16 protein-coding genes are annotated in these 19,906 nt (G+C 33.5%); 10 read left to right on the forward strand and 6 right to left on the reverse strand.

What is annotated here, in order from left to right; all coding sequences use genetic code 11:
• Positions 1-6 precede the first annotated feature (6 nt).
• Together ACFO3N_RS24140 and hutH are read right to left on the reverse strand one after the other, a co-directional pair.
• Entirely contained in the window at positions 7-651 is a 645-nt protein-coding gene (locus ACFO3N_RS24140; protein WP_008462731.1) for a DUF47 domain-containing protein, read from the reverse strand.
• A gap of 49 nt (positions 652-700) precedes the next feature.
• Entirely contained in the window at positions 701-2,215 is a 1,515-nt protein-coding gene (hutH, locus tag ACFO3N_RS24145; protein WP_379801399.1) for a histidine ammonia-lyase, read from the reverse strand.
• Positions 2,216-2,860: 645 nt separating this feature from the next.
• On the opposite strand from hutH, the gene thrA reads away from it, so the two are divergent.
• The 4 genes from thrA to ACFO3N_RS24165 all read left to right on the forward strand — a co-directional run bounded on the left by thrA (position 2,861) and on the right by ACFO3N_RS24165 (position 11,335).
• Positions 2,861-5,308, forward strand: coding sequence for a bifunctional aspartate kinase/homoserine dehydrogenase I (thrA, locus tag ACFO3N_RS24150; protein WP_379801400.1), 2,448 nt, complete (start codon positions 2,861-2,863; stop codon positions 5,306-5,308).
• Between the two features lie 180 nt (positions 5,309-5,488).
• Complete coding sequence (locus tag ACFO3N_RS24155) at positions 5,489-6,412, forward strand: homoserine kinase (protein ID WP_379801401.1); 924 nt, start codon at positions 5,489-5,491, stop codon at positions 6,410-6,412.
• Between the two features lie 577 nt (positions 6,413-6,989).
• Positions 6,990-8,279, forward strand: coding sequence for a threonine synthase (gene thrC, locus ACFO3N_RS24160; protein WP_379801402.1), 1,290 nt, complete (start codon positions 6,990-6,992; stop codon positions 8,277-8,279).
• A gap of 161 nt (positions 8,280-8,440) precedes the next feature.
• Positions 8,441-11,335, forward strand: a complete 2,895-nt coding sequence (locus tag ACFO3N_RS24165) for an HD domain-containing protein (RefSeq protein WP_379801403.1) — start codon at positions 8,441-8,443, stop codon at positions 11,333-11,335.
• Between the two features lie 158 nt (positions 11,336-11,493).
• Here the strand turns inward: ACFO3N_RS24165 and ACFO3N_RS24170 are convergent, their stop codons facing one another.
• Positions 11,494-11,892: a helix-turn-helix domain-containing protein gene (locus tag ACFO3N_RS24170; RefSeq protein WP_274256179.1), complete on the reverse strand. Its 399-nt coding sequence runs from the start codon at positions 11,890-11,892 to the stop codon at positions 11,494-11,496.
• Between the two features lie 254 nt (positions 11,893-12,146).
• Here ACFO3N_RS24170 and ACFO3N_RS24175 point away from each other — a divergent pair, with 254 nt between their 5' ends.
• The 5 genes from ACFO3N_RS24175 to ACFO3N_RS24195 all read left to right on the forward strand — a co-directional run bounded on the left by ACFO3N_RS24175 (position 12,147) and on the right by ACFO3N_RS24195 (position 15,959).
• Entirely contained in the window at positions 12,147-12,734 is a 588-nt protein-coding gene (locus ACFO3N_RS24175) for a hypothetical protein (RefSeq protein ID WP_379801404.1), read from the forward strand.
• A 264-nt stretch (positions 12,735-12,998) separates the two neighbouring features.
• Complete coding sequence (locus ACFO3N_RS24180) at positions 12,999-13,673, forward strand: hypothetical protein (RefSeq protein WP_379801405.1); 675 nt, start codon at positions 12,999-13,001, stop codon at positions 13,671-13,673.
• Between the two features lie 62 nt (positions 13,674-13,735).
• Positions 13,736-14,563, forward strand: coding sequence for an SMP-30/gluconolactonase/LRE family protein (locus tag ACFO3N_RS24185; RefSeq protein ID WP_379801406.1), 828 nt, complete (start codon positions 13,736-13,738; stop codon positions 14,561-14,563).
• 92 nt (positions 14,564-14,655) lie between these two features.
• The gene (locus ACFO3N_RS24190) at positions 14,656-15,162 is read left to right on the forward strand and encodes a GNAT family N-acetyltransferase (protein ID WP_379801407.1); all 507 of its coding nucleotides are present in this window, start codon (positions 14,656-14,658) and stop codon (positions 15,160-15,162) included.
• A 248-nt stretch (positions 15,163-15,410) separates the two neighbouring features.
• On the forward strand, positions 15,411-15,959 hold the full coding sequence (locus ACFO3N_RS24195; RefSeq protein WP_379801408.1) for a HutD family protein: 549 nt from the start codon (positions 15,411-15,413) through the stop codon (positions 15,957-15,959).
• A 282-nt stretch (positions 15,960-16,241) separates the two neighbouring features.
• Here the strand turns inward: ACFO3N_RS24195 and ACFO3N_RS24200 are convergent, their stop codons facing one another.
• Entirely contained in the window at positions 16,242-16,814 is a 573-nt protein-coding gene (locus ACFO3N_RS24200; RefSeq protein ID WP_229352141.1) for a Crp/Fnr family transcriptional regulator, read from the reverse strand.
• A gap of 237 nt (positions 16,815-17,051) precedes the next feature.
• On the opposite strand from ACFO3N_RS24200, the gene ACFO3N_RS24205 reads away from it, so the two are divergent.
• Entirely contained in the window at positions 17,052-18,167 is a 1,116-nt protein-coding gene (locus ACFO3N_RS24205; protein WP_379801409.1) for a pectate lyase family protein, read from the forward strand.
• Positions 18,168-18,532: 365 nt separating this feature from the next.
• Here the strand turns inward: ACFO3N_RS24205 and ACFO3N_RS24210 are convergent, their stop codons facing one another.
• Together ACFO3N_RS24210 and ACFO3N_RS24215 are read right to left on the reverse strand one after the other, a co-directional pair.
• Entirely contained in the window at positions 18,533-18,916 is a 384-nt protein-coding gene (locus ACFO3N_RS24210) for a DUF3037 domain-containing protein (RefSeq protein ID WP_248726265.1), read from the reverse strand.
• Complete coding sequence (locus ACFO3N_RS24215; RefSeq protein WP_379801410.1) at positions 18,906-19,685, reverse strand: HipA family kinase; 780 nt, start codon at positions 19,683-19,685, stop codon at positions 18,906-18,908. The genes ACFO3N_RS24210 and ACFO3N_RS24215 overlap by 11 nt, the downstream gene beginning before the upstream one ends.
• Positions 19,686-19,906 lie beyond the last annotated feature (221 nt).

Genomic DNA, 19,906 nt, shown 5'->3' on the forward strand with positions numbered 1-19,906 from the left:
ATTGAATTAAGAATGTTTTACAGAAATAGATTCTAGTATGTTCGCAACACTCTTACATTTGTCTGTTGCTGATTCTAAAACAGATAACACCTCTTTATATTTAATAATATTTTTAGCGTCTGTTTCGTTTTCAAAAATTTCAAAAACTGCTTTGTTATATACGTTATCAGACTTGTTTTCTAGTTTGTTGATTCTAGCACAAGCGTCTTTAATAACTTTAAAGTTTTGTAAGTTTCTCAACTCTTTTACCGCACTGTCAATGTTTTGACAAGCTTCAAGGTTGATTTCTGTCATCTTTCTGATAGATTTTGTAATCTTATCAACTTGATACAATCTCATACGGCTAGATGCACCATGAAGGTAATCGGCAACGTTGTCAATTGAAGTAATTAAGGTGTGAATGTCTTCTCTATCAAATGGAGTAATAAAGTTTCTGCTTAACTCAAGGTTGGTCTGACGTGTAATGTCTTCTCCTTTTTGTTCTAATTCGTCAATCTTTTGAAAAAGAATTTCTCTTTCTTTTAATGGTAAATTTACAGCTTCGTGTAAGTTAGAAGCTAATTCAATTAAATTGCTTGAAGCTTCTTCAAAAAGTGGAAAGAATTTTTTGTCTTTCGGCACTAAAAATTGGAAAATACTGTTTATTGACATTGTTTTATTTTTGATAGCGCAAAATTACCTTCAATAACACGTTTCAGTGTTAAGCCATTGTTAACAAATCGTTTTCAATTTGAAAACTCTCAAGGAATAACACCGTGTTTTCTATGTCATTATGTAAGATTCTGTCTTCTTTTACCAAAGGCACCACTTCTCTATAACTGTTTAAGAACATTTCGATAAAATCACTTGATTTTAAAGGCTCTCTGTAGGCAATTGCCTGAGATGCATTTAATAATTCGATTGCCAAAATACGCTCTAAATTATCTAAAATACGTAAGGCTTTTGTAGCACCGTTTGCTCCCATGCTCACGTGGTCTTCTTGACCGTTGCTAGAAACAATACTATCGATACTAGCAGGTGTCGCTAATTGCTTGTTCTGACTTGCAATACTTGCCGCAGTATATTGCGGAATCATAAAACCTGAATTCAATCCTGGATTATCAACCAAAAACGCTGGAAGATTACGTAATCCTGAAATTAACTGATACGTTCTTCTTTCAGAAATACTTCCTAATTCTGCCAAAGCAATTGCCATAAAGTCTAAAGCTAAAGCTAAAGGCTGTCCGTGGAAATTTCCACCAGAAATAATCTGATCGGCTTCTATAAATATATTTGGATTATCGGTAACCGAGTTGATTTCTGTTTTGAATACTTTTCGAACATAATCGATCGCATCTTTTGAAGCTCCGTGAACCTGTGGCATACAACGGAAAGAATACGGATCTTGAACGTGTTTCTTTTCTTGAGTAATGATTTCGCTTCCGTCCAAAAATTCTGTAATTCTTTGTGCGGTTACGATTTGTCCTTTGTGCGGACGTATATAATGTATCAATTCGTTGAATGGCTCAATTCTTCCATCAAAACCTTCTAGAGAAATAGTTCCAATTAAATCTGCCAAATACGAATATTTATATGCTTTAATTAAAATATGCGCTCCATAAGCACTCATAAACTGAGTTCCGTTTAGTAAAGCCAAACCTTCTTTTGACTGCAAAACAATTGGTTCCCAGTTAAAATGCTTTAAAACTTCAGCAGAAGCCACTTTTTTTCCTTCAAATAATACAACTCCTTCTCCAATTAAAGGCAAAGACAAATGTGCCAGCGGCGCTAAATCTCCAGAAGCCCCAAGCGAACCTTGCGTATAAATAATAGGCAAAATATCATTATTGTAAAAATCAACCAAACGCTCTAAAGTTAATAGCTGAATTCCAGAATGCCCATAACTTAATGATTGAATTTTCAGTAAAAGCATCATTTTCACAATCTCTGCAGGAACTTCCTCTCCTGTTCCGCAGGCGTGTGATTTTACTAAATTCTCTTGAAGCTTAGATAAGTTTTCATTTGAGATTTTCACACTATATAAAGATCCAAAACCTGTATTGATTCCGTAAATTGGCGCCGTATGCGATGCCATTTTTTTATCTAAATAATCACGGCATTTCTGAACATTTACTTTAGCTTCTTCAGATAATTCAAGTTTTTTATTCTGACTTAAGATTTCTTGTAACGTTTCTAAAGTGATGGTTTCTGAACTTATATAATGGATTTCTCTCATGATGATTGTAAATTTTAAACGCCAAAATTCAACAAATCAATATTAAAAAGCAACATTTTATCACAATAATTAAAATTTCTATAAGAACTCTTAACATACATTTAATTGCTTTTCGAACCAGAAAATTTCATTTTTACCCATTTTTCATGCCTTTTTGGGCTAAACATCAATCTCTTGCGCGGGTTAAATCTTAAAAAAACGCTGTCCTAAATATATTAAAACATCAATTTAACATCTTCAATTTTAACAAATACTCAATATTGATTTATAGAGATTTGAATTATTAAAATATTCGTAAAAAAGCCTTTTAAGTTTTTAACTCTTATAAAAAGCTGTACTTTTGAAAAATCAAAAATGAAAAGTAACAGCATAAAATATCAATCTACAATTATTACAGCTCAAACAAGAGTTGCAATTGCTGCTACCATTATTTCTACTACAACAACTACTACCCCTTAGGGGTATACATTTTTACATATCATCCTAGGTTACCTATACTTTTTTCTTGAAAGAAGAGAGTTATTGGATACATAAAAAACATTTACAAAAAAAATAGTCGCAGTTTTCAGTTTCAGTTCACAGTTGATAACCTTTGAACCTTTGTCACTCAAAATCTTTGCACCTTATTAAAAAATATCAAACAAAATGAAAGTATTAAAATTTGGCGGAACTTCGGTTGCCAATGCTCAAAATATAAAACTCGTTCTCGAAATTGTTAACCAAAAAGCTAAAAATGACAAACTTGTTGTTGTAGTTTCTGCGCTTAGCAAAGTGACCGATTTACTGCAATTGGCAGCGGCAAAAGCAGCAGCAAACGATGAAAGCTTTAGAGAAGTTGTTGCCGAAATCGAGAAAAAACACCTTGATACATTAAAAGAACTTATTCCGGTAAGCGAACAAAGCAGTTTGTTGAGTCATGTAAAAAGAATCATCAACCATTTAGAAACTTTATTAGACGGCTGTTTCTTATTAGGCGAACTATCTCCAAGAACTGCCGATACCATTTTAAGTTTTGGAGAATTGCTTTCTTCCTTTATCATTGCTCAAGCATTTCAGCAAACTGAAAAAGATGCGGTTTACAAAGATAGCCGTGAATTGATTAAAACGGATAGTAACTTCGGAAAAGCTGTGGTAAACTTTGAAGTTTCCAATCAATTAATTCAGGAATATTTTGCTTCGAATGAATCAAAAATCAATATACTTCCAGGATTTATTGCGCAGACTTTAGACGGAATCACTTCGACTCTAGGGCGCGGTGGATCAGATTATACTGCAGCCATTATCGCTGGTGCAATCGATGCTGAACAACTAGAAATCTGGACAGACGTAAACGGAATGTTTACTGCAAACCCGAAAATTGTAAAACAAGCACAGCCAATTGCAAACATTTCATATCAAGAAGCGATGGAATTATCGCATTTTGGTGCAAAAGTGTTGTATCCGCCAACCATTCAGCCTGTTTTAAGAAAAAACATTCCAATTTTAATCAAAAATACTTTTGAGCCAGAAGCCGAAGGGACTTTAATTTCTAGCCATATTCAATCTAAAGACACTGTAGTTAAAGGAATTAGCCATATCGATCATATTTCGCTTTTAACTCTTGAAGGTCCAGGAATGATTGGAGTTGCGGGTTCTTCTAGACGTTTGTTTGAAGTATTATCTCAAGAAAAAATCAACGTAATTTTTATTACGCAAGCTTCTTCTGAGCATTCAATTTGTATCGGAATTTTAAATTCGGATGCTGATAATGCTGAAATTGCGATTAATAGAGCTTTTGAAATCGAAATTTCGCAGAACAAAATCGATCCTTGTTATGTAGAAAAAGATCTTTGCATTATTGCTTTGGTGGGTGAAAACATGAAAAACCACCAAGGTTTAAGCGGAAGAATGTTCTCTACTTTAGGAAAAAACAACGTAAACATTCGTGCCATTGCGCAAGGTGCTTCAGAGAGAAATATCTCGACTGTAATTAACGAAAGAGACGTCAAAAAAGCATTGAATACTTTACACGAGAATTTCTTCGAAGAAAACACAAAACAGCTGAACTTGTTCGTAATGGGAGTTGGAAATGTGGGAGAAAAATTCATTGAGCAGATTCACAATCAGAGAAAGTTCTTAAAAGATAATTTAAAGATCAACGTTCGTGTTATTGCTTTGTCTAATTCTAGAAAAATGGTATTTGATGAAGACGGAATTTCATTAAAAAATTGGGATGCCGCTTTAAGCGAAGGTGAACCAGCAAGCATTGAAGAATTTATAAAAAAGGCAAAAGAACTGAATTTACGCAACAGTATTTTTGTGGATATTACAGCAAATGCAACGGTTTCTGAAGCTTACGAGAAATTCTTAAAAGAAAGTATTGCCGTTGTAACTTGTAATAAAATTGCTTGTTCTTCTGCTTACGATAATTATAAAAAACTAAAAAGCTTATCTCGCCAATACAACGCTCCATTTTTGTTTGAAACGAATGTTGGTGCGGGATTGCCAATTATCGATACGGTAAAAAATCTGATTGCATCTGGAGATAAAGTGCATAAAATTCAAGCGGTTTTATCTGGAAGTTTGAACTTTATTTTCAACAATTTTGACGAAAAAAACTCTTTCCACGACGTGGTAAAAGAAGCTGGAGTTCAAGGTTTCACAGAACCAGATCCAAAAATTGACTTAAGCGGAATCGACGTAGCTCGTAAAATCTTAATCTTAATTCGCGAAAGCGGTTACGAAATGGATATCGACGCCATTGCAAACGAATCGTTCCTGCCTGCAGAATGTTTAGCCACAACAAACAACGAAGACTTTTTTGCATCGTTAATCAAACACGCTGCTCATTTTGAAGGCATTTATAAAGAAGCTTTAGCCAAAGATTCAAGATTGAAATACGTTGCACAATTCGAAAACGGAAAAGCAAGCGTAGGTCTGCAATTCATCCCAAAAGATCATCCTTTCTACAATCTAGAAGGAAAAGACAATATCGTATTGTTCTACACAGATCGTTACGTAGATCAGCCTTTATTGATCAAAGGAGCCGGAGCTGGAGCAGCTGTTACAGCATCAGGAATTTTTGCTGACGTTATTCGTATTGGGAATGTTTAGCCGCTAAGGCACTAAGACGCTAAGTTCCTAAGTTTTTTTTATACTTAGCATCTTAGAAACTTAGTATCTCAGAAACTATAAAAATAAACTTTGTGCCTTAGCGCCTTCGTGGCAAAAAGACCAAAGCATTAAAAAATAAAACTTTGTGACTTTGTGCCTTCGTGGCAAAACCAACCAAAAATGAAAGAAATAAAATTATTCTGTCCCGCTACAATTGCCAACCTCTCATGCGGATTTGACGTACTCGGACTTTGCTTAGACAATGCGGGCGATGAAATGATTGTTCGAAAAGTCGATCAAAAAGGAGTTCGAATCACTAAAATTGTTGGTGCCGATTTGCCTTTAGAAACCGAGAAAAACGTTTCTGGAGTGGCGGCTTTGGCAATGCTTGAAACTTTGGACGAACTAGATTTTGGATTTGAAATCGAAATTTATAAAAACATAAAAGCCGGAAGCGGAATCGGAAGCAGTGCGGCAAGTTCTGCCGGAGCGGTTTTCGGAATTAATGAATTATTAGGAAGACCGTATTCTCGTAAAGATTTGGTTCAGTTTGCGATGCAGGGCGAGAAATTGGCCAGCGGAAACGCGCATGCTGATAACGTTGCTCCTGCCCTTTTAGGCGGATTTACTTTGGTAAGAAGTTACGCTCCGCTTGATATTATCAGAATTGATAGTCCAGAAGAATTGTACGCAACGGTGGTTCACCCGCAAATTGAATTGAAAACTTCTGACGCACGTTCGGTTTTAAAACAAAACGTTTCCCTAAAAAGCGCCATTATGCAATGGGGAAATGTCGGCGGATTGGTTGCAGGTCTTTACACCAAAGATTACGAATTAATCGGTCGTTCGCTTCATGACGAAATTGTAGAACCTTTAAGAAGTGTTTTAATTCCAGGTTTCGATCAAATCAAACAAACGGCTTACGAAAACGGCGCTTTAGGTTCTGGAATTTCAGGTTCTGGCCCATCAATCTTCGCTTTAAGCCGAGGAAAAGAAACCGCCGACCAAATCGCAAAAGCCATGAGCGACGTTTACGAAAAAATGAATTTACCGTATGAAATTCATGTTTCGAAGATAAACCCTGATGGTGTAAGAATTTTGTAGAAGAGTATTAAGTATTAAGTATTAAGAATTAAGATTTATACGAGACGTCTGCCAGGCTGAGCCCTTCGTTCCTCAGGATAAACTCCGTCGAAGCCCCGCAAAGTATTGCACGCACAGTTTGTCATCCTGAGGAACGAAGGATCACACGAGGAGCTCGACAAAGTACAAACACAAAGCATAACCATGCAGTTTGTCATTTCGACGGAGGAGACCCGAGCGATAGCGAACAGGCGAAGCAAATCTCCGCGAGAAGCTCGACAAAGATTGGAATAACGTTACTTGCGAAGATTTCTCCTTACGTCGAAATGACAAATAGTGCGTTTATACTTTATGTCTATACATTGCGGGGCTTCGACTCCGCTCAGCCTGACAGAAATAATACATCATTGAAAACATAAATTATTGAAATAAAAAAATATAACCACAAAGCTTTGCGAACTCTGCGTTTTCAAAAGAAACCAATTCCTTGCGCTCTTTGCGGTTAAATAAACACAAACCATTGGAATTTGGTTTTTTAGTATTGGAATTTACTCTCCAAAAAATCTAAAATCTAAAATCTAAAATCTAAAATTTAGAAATGAAATACTACAGTTTAAACCATAATGCCCCAAAAGTTTCTTTTCAAGAAGCTGTTATACAAGGATTAGCAACTGACAAAGGATTATATTTCCCAGAAAGCATAACACCGCTTGATCCTTCCTTTTTTGATAAAATCGAAAGTTTAAGCCACGAAGAAATTGCTTTTGAAGCGATCAAACAATTTGTTGGTGACGAAATCCCAGCAGACAAACTAAAAGAAATCATTGCTGAAACTTTAGTTTTTGATTTTCCGGTGGTGAAAGTCGAAAACGGAATCTATTCGCTAGAATTATTTCACGGACCAACAATGGCTTTTAAAGACGTTGGAGCGCGTTTTATGTCGCGTTGTTTGGGCTATTTCAATAAAGACAAAAAAGACGCTAAAAACACCGTTTTAGTTGCGACTTCTGGAGATACGGGCGGAGCCGTTGCCAGCGGATTTCTTGGCGTTGACGGCGTTGATGTTGTTATTTTATATCCGTCAGGAAAAGTGAGCGATATTCAGGAAAAACAATTGACTACTTTAGGACAAAACATTAAAGCGCTTGAAGTTGACGGTGTTTTTGACGATTGTCAGGATATGGTGAAAAAAGCGTTTCTTGATGAAACTTTGGCGCACAAAAACCTGACTTCGGCCAACTCTATTAATATTGCGCGCTGGTTACCGCAAATGTTTTATTTCTTCTTTGCTTACAAAGCATTAAAAAGCCAAAACAAACCTTTAGTTTTCTCTTGCCCAAGCGGAAACTTCGGGAATATCTGCGCCGGAATTATGGCAAAGAAATTAGGTTTGCCAATTGAGCATTTTGTAGCTTCTACAAACGTAAACGATACGGTGCCAAGATTCTTAGAAAACGGAAAATACGACCCGAAACCTTCTAAAGCGACAATTTCTAACGCTATGGACGTTGGAAACCCAAGTAACTTTATTAGGATTCAGGAATTATACAATAATGACCTAAAAGCTTTCGAAAAAGACTTTTCTTCTTATAGTTATACTGACGAAGAAACACTTGAAGCGCTAAAGAAAATCTACAACACAGACGGTTATATCGCAGAGCCACACGGTGCTGTTGGTTATTTAGGTTTGAAAAAAGAACTAGAGAAACACCCCAACGCAATTGGTATTTTCTTAGAAACAGCACATCCTATTAAATTCTTAGATGTTGTTGAACCGGCGCTAGGAATTACACTTCCTATTCCTGCTCAAATTGAGAGTGTTATTAATGAGGAGAAAGTTAGTGTAAAGATTGGGACTTACGAGGAGTTGAAAGCTTTCTTGAGGTAATCTATTTACTTCTTATAAAAGAAAACCACAGATTAATACTAATCATTTTAGTATTAATCTGTGGTTTTCTTTTTAATTGGAATTAGTTTTTTGTAAGATAAATTATTATGTTTGAAATAACCAAAAAAATCAGAAATAACCAATCAAAATAATACAAATTAATGGCTAATATAAAATTACCTGAAAGATTTAAAAATGTACTTGACAAGAATCAAGAGTTAGATGGAATTATAAAAACAACACTTGCTACTTTTGGTGAAATATTAAAAGAAAACAAACTATTCTTTTTTTATGAATATACTAATCATGGGATTAAACATATTGAGGATGTTTTAGCTTCATCCGACAATTTAATTACAGATGAAACTTTTTCAAATGTATTAAGCGTAAATGATATTGGCTATTATATTTTATCTGTAATACTTCATGATATTGGGATGCATTTAGATTTGGAAGGTTTTAAATGCCTTATAAATGGGGAACATGATGACATTTTAATAACAGAATTAGACTCTCAAAAATGGTCTGATTTATGGTTAGACTACGTTAATGAAGCTCGGAAGTTTAGTGGTAAACAACTAATTTCAATTTTTGGAGATGAGGATACAATTATACGTATGCCTCCCTTTTCAAAACCCGGTGAAATTACTGAAAATGATAAAAGACTTATTGGAGAATTTATTAGAAGGCACCATGCAAGAATTGCACATGAAATTGCTATCAAAGGTTTTCCTGCAAAACCTAACTCGATTAATTTTGCAAATTCGTTAAACTTAAAAACACGCTCAATCATTGGCTTAATTGCAAGAAGCCATGGGATGAATCTTCGAAAATGTTTAGATTACATAGAAAATACGTTTGGAAGGGAAAGTAAAAGGTTTCCAAATGGAATTCACGCAACATATTTAATGATTATTTTAAGAATTGCCGATTATATTCAAATAGATAGTTCACGAATCTCAAAAGTTCTTCTAAAGTCTAAAACTTTTTCAAGCCCTATTTCTAAAATGGAAAATTATGCGCATTATTCTATAGACAATGTTGATGATAAATGGCATGATGATCCTGAAAGAATTTTTGTAACTGCATCTCCTGAAGACAGTAAAATGTTTATAAAATTGAAAAAACTTTTTAAGGATATTCAATATGAATTTGACATTTCTTGGGCAGTACTTGGTGAACTATATGGCAATTCAGAAGGAAGAGATAAACCGAAAATAAAATTTAGGCGCATTACTTCTAATTTAGAGACAATTAATTTTATAAATAAACAAGTTTACGTTGCCGATAGTTTTCTTTTTAAGACTAATGATGAAATTATTAAACTTTTAGTTGCACCATTATATGGAGATAATATTTCTTTCGGAGTTAGAGAATTATTACAAAACTCAATAGACGCTTGTCAAGAACGAGAATTTATTGAGGAGAAAAAAGGTAATTCCAAATATAAATCTTTAATTACTGTTGACATCCAAAAAGAAAAAGATGGTTTTACATATTTCAAAATAACAGACAATGGTCTGGGAATGGATATAGAAATAATAAAGAACTATTTCTTAAGTGCGGGTGCATCATATAGAAAAAGCCTAGAATGGAGAAAAGAATTTTTAGACGAAGAAGGAAAGGCTAAAATCAGAAGGAGTGGTAGATTCGGGGTTGGTATTCTTTCTGCATTTTTAATTGGCAAAGAAATATACATAGAAACAAAAAAGAATGAAAGCCATCAAGGTTATAAATTTAGCGCAAATCTTAATACTGAATTGATTAATGTTTTAAAAGATCCAAATATTACTGAAGGTACATTTATAAAAATAAAAATTGATGAAAATAAAATAAAAGAATTTATAAAAAAAGGACATGAATGGACTAAATGGTATACTCTATCAAAGCCAGAAATTAAATATTCATTATTTAATAAAAAATTAATTCCCTACAAAAAGACAAATCCAGAAAATAATGATCTTTTGCCTATAGAATGGAATTCAATCGATTCATTAGGATATAATAAAATTCTTTGGACATATGATAAAAGTTTTGCTAATGTAAAATTTACTTGCAATGGAATTTTGATACCATCTAGATCATATAGCAATAGTGGATTGTATTTAAATTTATTGTTTAGCGTTCCACATGTAAGTGTTTTTGATAATAATGCTATCTTACCACTAACTCTTGATCGTAACTCAATTTCAGAAAGACTTAGCTTTAATTATGACTTACTGGTTGATGTTTATAAAGATTTTATTGCATATTTATTAGTTTTCAACAATAACAGCTATATAAATGATGGTAAACTCTTTTTACACAGTTCGAAATTAAATCATCCAAGTGCAATTGAATATAATACATCAGTATTAAATGAAGCGTCATACGGCACTTTGCAATATACTGATGAAAGTTATTCATTAAAAGAATTTCTAAACACAATACTTATTTCTAAAAAAGGTTTTATATTAAACTATAATTATTTCATTAAAAAATTAAATAAAATTAATGCTGTATTGATTCAATTTGATTCGATACCTGATGATGGTTTAGAATTAGACTTAGATGATAGATTTGCATTGTTCTCAGAAAATAAAACTAATTCAATTCCAGATTATTTAGCTGCAATAGAGGCTAGATCATGGAATGATGAGACCTACGAAAGTCTTCCCTATAATTCAAGAATATTCATAAAGTCAGAAAAATATAATTTTCTATTTAATTCCAAAATTAAAAGAGCACCAACGTGGTTAAAAAACAAGTGCAAAATCCAAAATGAGAGAAATGGTTTCATTTGCTTACATTTAGACAATCCTATCGAAAGCTTAATAAAAGATGATTTTTTGAACAAATATTCCAATAATATACATTTTATTAGAGAATATGAAATTGATTGTTTATATGAAGGAGATCAAATCTTAAATAATCTCTTCCAAAAATATATTGGAGACGATGTAATTATACCATTTTCTTTAGAAGAAAGAAAAAGAAAATATCCTTTAGCTTTTAAAGAACTATCTAGATATATGGAAAAATATTCTAATGTCAAAAATATAGAAGAAGAAGTTTAATAAATTTGCTTATTTTTCAAAATTAAAATACAACCTTAAGTAGTATTCCATTTTATTTAACTTCCAGTTAACACAAGCGCAGTACTTGTAATAGCAATAGAACAAAAAAAAGAGACCTCATCAAAGGTCTCTTCTCAATTTAATATATCTTCAAACGTTTATTTCCCATTCAATAATTTCTCCAAATATTCCACTTTATCTTTTTCAGCTTGCACCAAACGTTCGTAAAGTTCAACAACTTTATCTAAAGGATTAAAAGTACAATTGTAATCACCTGTTGTAATAATAGGAATAGTACCGTGATCTTGGAAAGTATTTCCAATAATATTAAAAACCGCTTCTTCCGAAAAGTTTTTAATTGCTTCAACAGAAACTCCAAGGGCTTTTGCAATCTCAATTAATCTTTGCTCGTCAACCGTTTCGCTGTTTTCAATATTCGAAACCATCTGCTGGCTTATGCCTAAAGCCAGTGCCAGGGCATCCTGTTTCATATCTTTAAGCTCTCTGATACGGCTTATATTTCTGCCGATATGTTTTGGTTTTGTTGCTGTACTCATAATTCAAAGATATTTAAAATTCTTAAACAAAAATAAATTCTTGTAAAAAACAAAAGCATTTTTGTAAGATACTTTTTTAGGAATTTGTACGAATTTACAAAATCAAATTTAGTCAAAAAACACAAAATATTAGGTTAAAGCTATTTTATAATGCAATTTATACATTTCTTCAACCAAAAATTCCTTACAAATATAAATTAGAAATGAGTCCTTTTTTTGTAGCTTCGTTTTCGTTCAACTTGATATTTAAAACTATGCTCAAAAAAATCGCTTCCCTTTCATTAATTCTCTTGATATCTTGTCAAAAAAATGAAACCGTTCATAGAAATAATGAAGAACCAAAAGCTTTCGAAGAAAAATCTATTGATTTAGGAAGACTTAAAAGTGGTAATGATTTAGTTGAAGACTTGTTTCAGGAACTTGTAGACAAATCTCCTGAACTGAAAAATCTAGAAAATGAATTAAAAGAACTGAAAACAAGAGATACAACAGATATTTTTTATAATTATAATCAAAAATCTGAAGATTATTATGCATCGGCAAACAGACATATTAATAGTATACGAGATAGTGTAATGAAGCAGAAAATCTCAAATCTGATTGCAAAAAGTGAAGAAAAATATAGCATTCAAAAATCTAATGTAGAGAATTTAACCAAAACGATCAATCAAAAAAGAACTGAAATCAGTGATTATTATAACACCTTAAAGATTGTTTTAACGATTCCGCTAATTGAACAATATCAAAAGCAACATCTTCCAAATAAAGCTCCATTTGAAAAATTAATCGAAAAAGAAAATAGCTTAATTGAAAAAGTCAAACAAAATACCCTAAGTTATTAATTAAAAATAAACAACCTCCCGCGCTAATTCGAGCGTCACGTTCGTGAACACAAAGAAATTCAAAAACCAATTGGAACGGGCACGAGCGGGACGCTCGCGCTAGCAAGGGGAATGAATTTAAATTGGCTTGACGAGTCAAGAATTACAGACAACAATAATATTATAATTAATTTTAAAAGATAAATAGAGCCAAGCATATCTTAACTTTTTCGCTAGTGCTAGCCAGTGACTACAAATGGTTTTAACAATAAAAACAAAATAATTATGGTAATTATATACAAGAATTTTCTTAATGAATCAATTTCAGAAAATCAGGCATTAAAAATGAATGCTTATAAGAAAGAGTTTCATGCTAATAACATTGTTAAGAAAATAGAAACTAATTATGCAAGCGGAAAACTTTATGTTACTTATTATAAAGAGAGTAATGAAAATAATATTTTAGAAAATCTGTCTAAAGAATATCCTGACACAAATGTTTTTAGAATTAGAACTAGACAAAATTCAAATAATTTTACTATAGAAAATGAAGATTATATTGAAGATGGGATTCTAGAATTAAAAAACACTCTGTTAAGGGATAATCGAGGAAGAGTAATAGCATATAATCAAATTGACATCATTAGCAACCAACCTTTACATGATGGCTCGGTTAAATATTTCTATAGTGAAAATATTTACAATAATTATTGTGTTCCAAATTTAGAAGATGGTACAATTCTCGACAAAGATTTTCAAGTCTTTAGCGCTTCATACAATGAAGACGGTAATTTAACTGAAATTGAGTTTAATTTTGCAAGTACGTACGATAAAGAATATTTCTTCCCAAATCAACCTGCTCCAAATGACATTGAAACATGCAGACAAATTTGTAATCTAACTAATGAGCAAATGAATTATTTCCTTACAGACGAGTTACTACCAATTCCTAATTTTTAGTTTCCTCTCGCTAGCGCGAGCATCCAATTCGTGAACACAAAGAAATTCAAAAGCCAATCAAAATGAAAAAAAAAGTTTATTATGTTTTAGTGCTATTTACAATAAGTTTTTCGAGTATTGCTCAACATTCTTTAAATAGAATTTGGATAACCGATAGCATTTTACCAATTCCTGAATCGGTATTATTCGACAAAGCAGATCAGATTTTATATACCTCTTTAATGGATGGTTCGCCAGCTGAACGTGACGGGAAAGGAAGCATAGGAAAATTAACTGTCGATGGAAAAATCATTAATTTAAATTGGATATCAGGTTTAAATGCTCCAAAAGGAATGGCAAAATTCAATAATAAGTTATTTGTAGCCGACCTTACAGAAATTGTAATTATAGATATCAAACAACAAAAAATACTGAAAAAAATAACCGTTGATGCTGCCAAAATATTAAACGATGTGACTGTTGATAAAAAAGGTGTTGTTTATGTGTCTGACCCAAAAGTGGGTAAAATTTTCAAATTAGAAAATGATATTGCAACTGTTTACTTAGAAAACCTAAACAAGCCTAATGGCCTAAAAGCTATCGATACCGATTTGTATTTTTTAGACAGCGGATCATTATACAAAATAGATCCTAAAAAGAATAAACAGCTTTTGGCAGAAGGCATGGATGAAAACACAGATGGAATTGAGCCAATAACAGACAATGCGTTTATTGTGAGCTGCTGGACTGGAGTTATTTATTACGTACATAAAGATGGCTCAAAAGAAATCCTTTCAGATACCAGAAAAGAAGAATATTACACAGCCGATATAGGACTCGACAAGGAGAAAAAAATAGTCTATGTCCCTTCTCTTTTCAAGAAAACCATCGCAGCATATTCGCTTAGATAATTATAGCAACCATTTATTATATACTAAAAGCTGCAATTATAATTTTGCAGCTTTTTTTATCTTTGAAAAATTAATTTCAGAATATATTACTCGTGATTACAAAAGCATTACTACAAGACATTCCTGCATTAACCATCTTAATAAATTCAGCATACAGAGGTGAAACTTCTAAAAAAGGCTGGACAACCGAAGCGCATTTACTAGAAGGAAAAAGAACCGACGAACAAGAAATGACTGAAATATTTCTTGATCCCAAAAATACGATTCTAAAATTTACAGAAAATGACAAGATTATTGGTTCGGTTTTATTGGTTGAGAAAGGTCATCAATTGTATTTAGGAATGCTTACCGTTTCGCCAGAACTTCAAAACAGCGGCATCGGGAAAAAGCTTTTGGCAGAAGCCGAAAATCATGCAAAATCTTTGGGATTAACGAGTATTATTATGACGGTAATTTCAGTTCGCGAAGAGCTTGTGGCGTGGTACAAACGTCATGGTTATGTGGATACTGGAAAACGTGAAGCTTTTCCTGAGAGTGAAATTCATACTACTGTTTCTGCTGAACCTTTGGAGTTTATTTATTTGGAGAAAGTGTTGTAGGGTTATACCACAAAGATTCGCAAAGAACTACGCAGAGATTCGCTAATTTTTTTTAATCTCGCAATCCCGATAGCTATCGGGAGCAGAGATGCGAAGTTTTTTTTTTATACGGTTTGTCTTCCTGAGCGAAGTCGAAGGATCGCCAAACTATTCAGCAAAGTTTTTTTTCTTTGTCGAGCTACTTATAATCCTTCGACTTCGCTCAGGAGGACAAAAAAAGAGAATAAAATTTTTAAAATATTCAATAAATGAACATACAGCTTGTCTCTAAAAAAAAAACTAAACCCTCTATTTGGAGTGGCGGATTGACATACGAATATATGATTTATCCAAAAACAGCCATTTATGCCGATAGAGATTTTGGGTTCAGGATAAGCAGTGCTACAATAGAGGAAGTGCCTTCAGAGTTTACCAAATTTAAAGGTTATTATCGATATCTGGTTATGCTTGATAATGTCTTAAATGTTGAGGTAAACAAAGAAAAAAAGGCATACGAGAAATATGAAATCATGGAATTTAATTCGGATGATGAAGTAACTTCTTTCACAAAAGGCACTGATTTTAATTGGATGGTTTCTGAAAAAATATCCCATCATAAACTGGAAGTAATTAATAGTAACCAGAATTGTAATGCTGAAGTCGTAATTGTATTTTCTTTAGATACAACCGTTATTACAATCAATGAAAAGCCGTATCATGTAGAACCTTATGATGTATTGGTTATTGAAAATGAAGAAAAGGAAAATGTAAGGCTTCATTTTTCTACTGAATGTCTTTTTGGAGTGTTGAATTTTTAATACTTGCCACGAAGGCACAAAGACTCGAAGTTTTTTAATCGCGCAATTCTGATAGCTATTAAGAGCAGAGGCGCAAAGATTTTTCACGCAGATTTAAAAAGATTTAAGCAGATTTAAAATAGATCATTTATTAAATTAAATCTGCTTAATCTGCAAAATCTGCGTGAAACAAAAATCATTTTAATCTCTTTAATCTGTGGCAAATACCTAGACGCACCGCAGTGCGTCTATACAGAAAAACCTTTGTCACTTTGTTACTCTGCATCTTTGAACCTAAAAAAATCAAGAAACCGTTCTCTTTATCTTCGATAAAAACTCGTGCGAAACGCCCAAATACGACGAAAGATTCTTATTGTTTATAGAACTTACCTTTTGCGGATAACGTTCTTTAAAATCCAAATAACGCTGTTTGGAGGTTTTGTTGAGCACATCTAAAAGCCGTTGCTGAATGGCGACATTAGCGCGTTCAATCATCAGGACATGAAACTTAATGAGTTTCGGAATTACGGCAAACAAATACGCTTTTTGCATTTTATTGATGACCACTATTTCACTGTCTTCAATAGCTTTGATGTTGTACGTTGTCGGCTTTTGATGATAAAAACTTTCCAGATCACACATCCATTCGTTTTCGAAAGAAAAGAAAATAACCGTTTCTGTTCCGTTTTCGTTTAGAATGTAGGTTTTAAATGATCCTTTTAAAATGAAACCCTCATAACTATTCTGAGAATTTTGAATTTGCAAAAACTGATTCTTTTTCAGCTTTATCAATTCGGCTTTAGAGACAATAATGTCCCATTCTTCATCCGTGAGCGGAATTTTCCTTTCAATGTTTTTTCTTAGTAGGTTGTACATTTTTTTGTGGTTTTTGTTTAAGGAATAAGTTTGTTTTTCGATTCATCATTAATTAGGGGCTTAACCAATGTAATCGATTACGTAAAAATACGCTATTTGTGCATTTTTGTAAATTTACAAGTGTTAAAAAAACACATTTCGTAGATTTTTTTGTAAAAGTTTGAACTTGTTCAACTTTTTTCCTACAAATAATACTGAGTTTTGCGCTGTTAAACTTTTTTAAATAACCAAACGTATATGAACTTAAAATCAAAACTTTCAATGTTCGCTGCAACATTGATTTTCGGATTTACAGCATGTAATTCTGAAGAAATCGCTTCAAACACTGAAGCAGGGATTCAAAGCAATGAAACAACCGTTGAAACAGCTGCAACCAACCCGACGGGTAAAATTGGAAACTGCGCTGAGGTTCCAGGATGGGCTTCTCAAAACGGAGGTACAACTGGTGGTGGCTCTGCTGCCGAAACTACAGTTACTACTTATGCTCAGTTAAAATCGGCTATTGAGAACACATCTGTAAAGGTGATTAAAGTCTCTGGAACCATTACAATTACAACAAGATTGTCTTTTCAAGATCAAACTGGGAAAACAATTTATGGCGCAAGTGGAGCAAAATTGGTTTCGACAAATCAAACCAAAGATGGTTCTGGAATCATCAACATTAAAAGATGTAAAAACATCATCATCAGAAACTTGATTTTTGAAGGTCCAGGCGCTTATGACACTGACGGATGGGATAATGCAATCCTTGACGAATGTACAAACGTTTGGGTAGATCACTGCGAATTTAGAGATGGTGTTGATGGAAACTTCGACATCAAAAACAAATCAGATTATATCTCGGTTACGTATTCTAAATTCCACTACCTAAAACCTCCTAAAGCAGGCGGTTCTGGAGGATCAGATGATCATAGATATTCAAATTTAATTGGTTCAAGTGATGGTGCAACTGGTGATCGCGGTAAATTGAGAATTACTTTTGCAAGATGCTGGTGGGCTCCAGGCTGTAAAGAAAGAATGCCAAGAGTTCGTTTTGGAAAAGTGCATATTGTAAACAGTTTATTTAACAGCACCGTAAGTAACAAATGTGTTGCTGCAGGTTTTGAAGCTAATATTCGCGTAGAAAGCAATGTTTTTGAAGGTGTAAAAAATCCAATCGATTTAATGTCTGGTTTTACTGCCGTTACTTCTACTGATAACGTATTTACGAATGTAACAGGAACTCAGGCTGGAAGTGGTACTGCTTTTACTCCGCCTTACTCCATCGTAAAATTGAATAAAACTGCGGTTAAAGCTGATATTTCTGCAAATGCAGGACCTACTTTAGGTGGGAATGTTTGTGGCTCTTTTTAAATTGAATTAGAATAAAAAGTAAGTTAGTTTTTAGTTAGAACCACGGATTGCAGCGATGCAGTTCGTGGTTTTTTATTTTTTTATTTTGCCACGAAGACACAAAGGCACAAAGTTTTTTTTAATCTCGTAATCTTTATAAGTGTTTGCAGGGAAGATGAAAAGATTTTTCACGCAGATTTAAAAAGATTGAAGCAGATTTAAAATTAGATTATTAATTAAATCAAATCTGCGTGAATCTGCAAAATCTGCGTGAAACAAAAATCATTTTAATCCTATTAATCTGTGGCAAACAAATAGACGCACTGCAGTGCTTCTCTACAGAAAAAACTTTGTAACTTTGAACCTCTGCAACTTTGAACCTTTCCCTAAAGCACCAACTCCTCAAACAAACGCTGAATGGTTTTCTCCAAATCCTGACTTAAACCAGGATGAGGTCTTGAGGTTTGAATGGCCGAGCTTCTAATGGCGGTTAACCATCTAAAACGCTCTGGAATCTCAAACTCAGCAATTGGACCGCCGTCTTTTGCTCCGTTGGCGATTTTTACTAACGAAGTCAGATTACATTCTAATTGTTCGATGTCAAAATCAGAAGAAAGGGCTTGTATTTTTTCTTTATTTAAATGAAAAAGAACCTTTATAAATTTGGCTTTTTTGCAAAACAAAATGATTCCGATATTCAGGAATTCTTCGCGTTCTACCCTTGGCACAACACGAATCACAGCATATTCGTATAGGTGATTATCTTGCATTTTGAGCCTGATTTACAAATATTTCTGAATTCTCTAATCTTGTTTTTAAAAACTGCAAATAAACATTTCGCAATCCTTCTGGAGTTTCGTCTGCGTCTTCCCATTGCAGCCAATCTACTGGAATTGTATTGACAATTTCTTCTAAAATTTCTGGCGTAAGAATCGCTTTAAACTCTGCATCAACTTCTTTTAAAAGTGAAGCTTGTGGCAATAAAACGTGATCTTTTATCAGCGCAAACGGACTTTTGGCATGCTGTTCCCAATTGTTCCAAGAATGATGAAAATACAAACATGCACCGTGATCAATCAGCCATAATTCTTTATGCCAAATCAGCATATTGGTATTTTTGAAAGTTCTGTCTACGTTTGTAATATAAGCGTCTAGCCAAACAATTTGTGAAGCTAATTTAGCATCTACAGTGGTTACAGCAGGATCAAAAGTAATGGCGCCAGATAAGAAATGAAGTGCCAGATTTAATCCTTGGCTTCCTTGCAGTAAATCCTGGATTTCTTCATCGGCTTCGGTTCTTCCGAAAGCTTCGTCAAGATTAGCGAATACTAATTCTGGTAATTGTAATTTTAAGGCTTTTGCTATTTGTCCGCCAACTAATTCGGCTATTAAGGCTTTTACGCCGTGTCCGGCTCCTCTAAATTTTAATACATATTTAAAATCGTCATCGGCTTCTGCCAAAGCGGGTAAAGAACCGCCTTCGCGCAGTGGCGCTATATATCGCATGACGTTTACTGTTCTTAAGTCGAAATTTTTCATATTACAAACTTACTAAGGTTTTGCCACAAAGGCACAAAGACACGAAGTTTTTTTAATCTCGCAGATTTTACAGATTAAGCAGATTTATGTTCGCTTTTTTGTCATCCTGATTTCTATGATAAAACCAAATCTTTTTCATAAAAGGTTTGGTTTTTTATTACCGCAAAAACTCGATGGATTATTTTGTTTCTCACGGCATTTAAAACACTCATTTTATTTTT

The sequence above is a fragment of the Flavobacterium chungangensis genome (assembly GCF_042654045.1).
Classification (GTDB): Bacteria; Bacteroidota; Bacteroidia; order Flavobacteriales; family Flavobacteriaceae; genus Flavobacterium; species Flavobacterium chungangensis.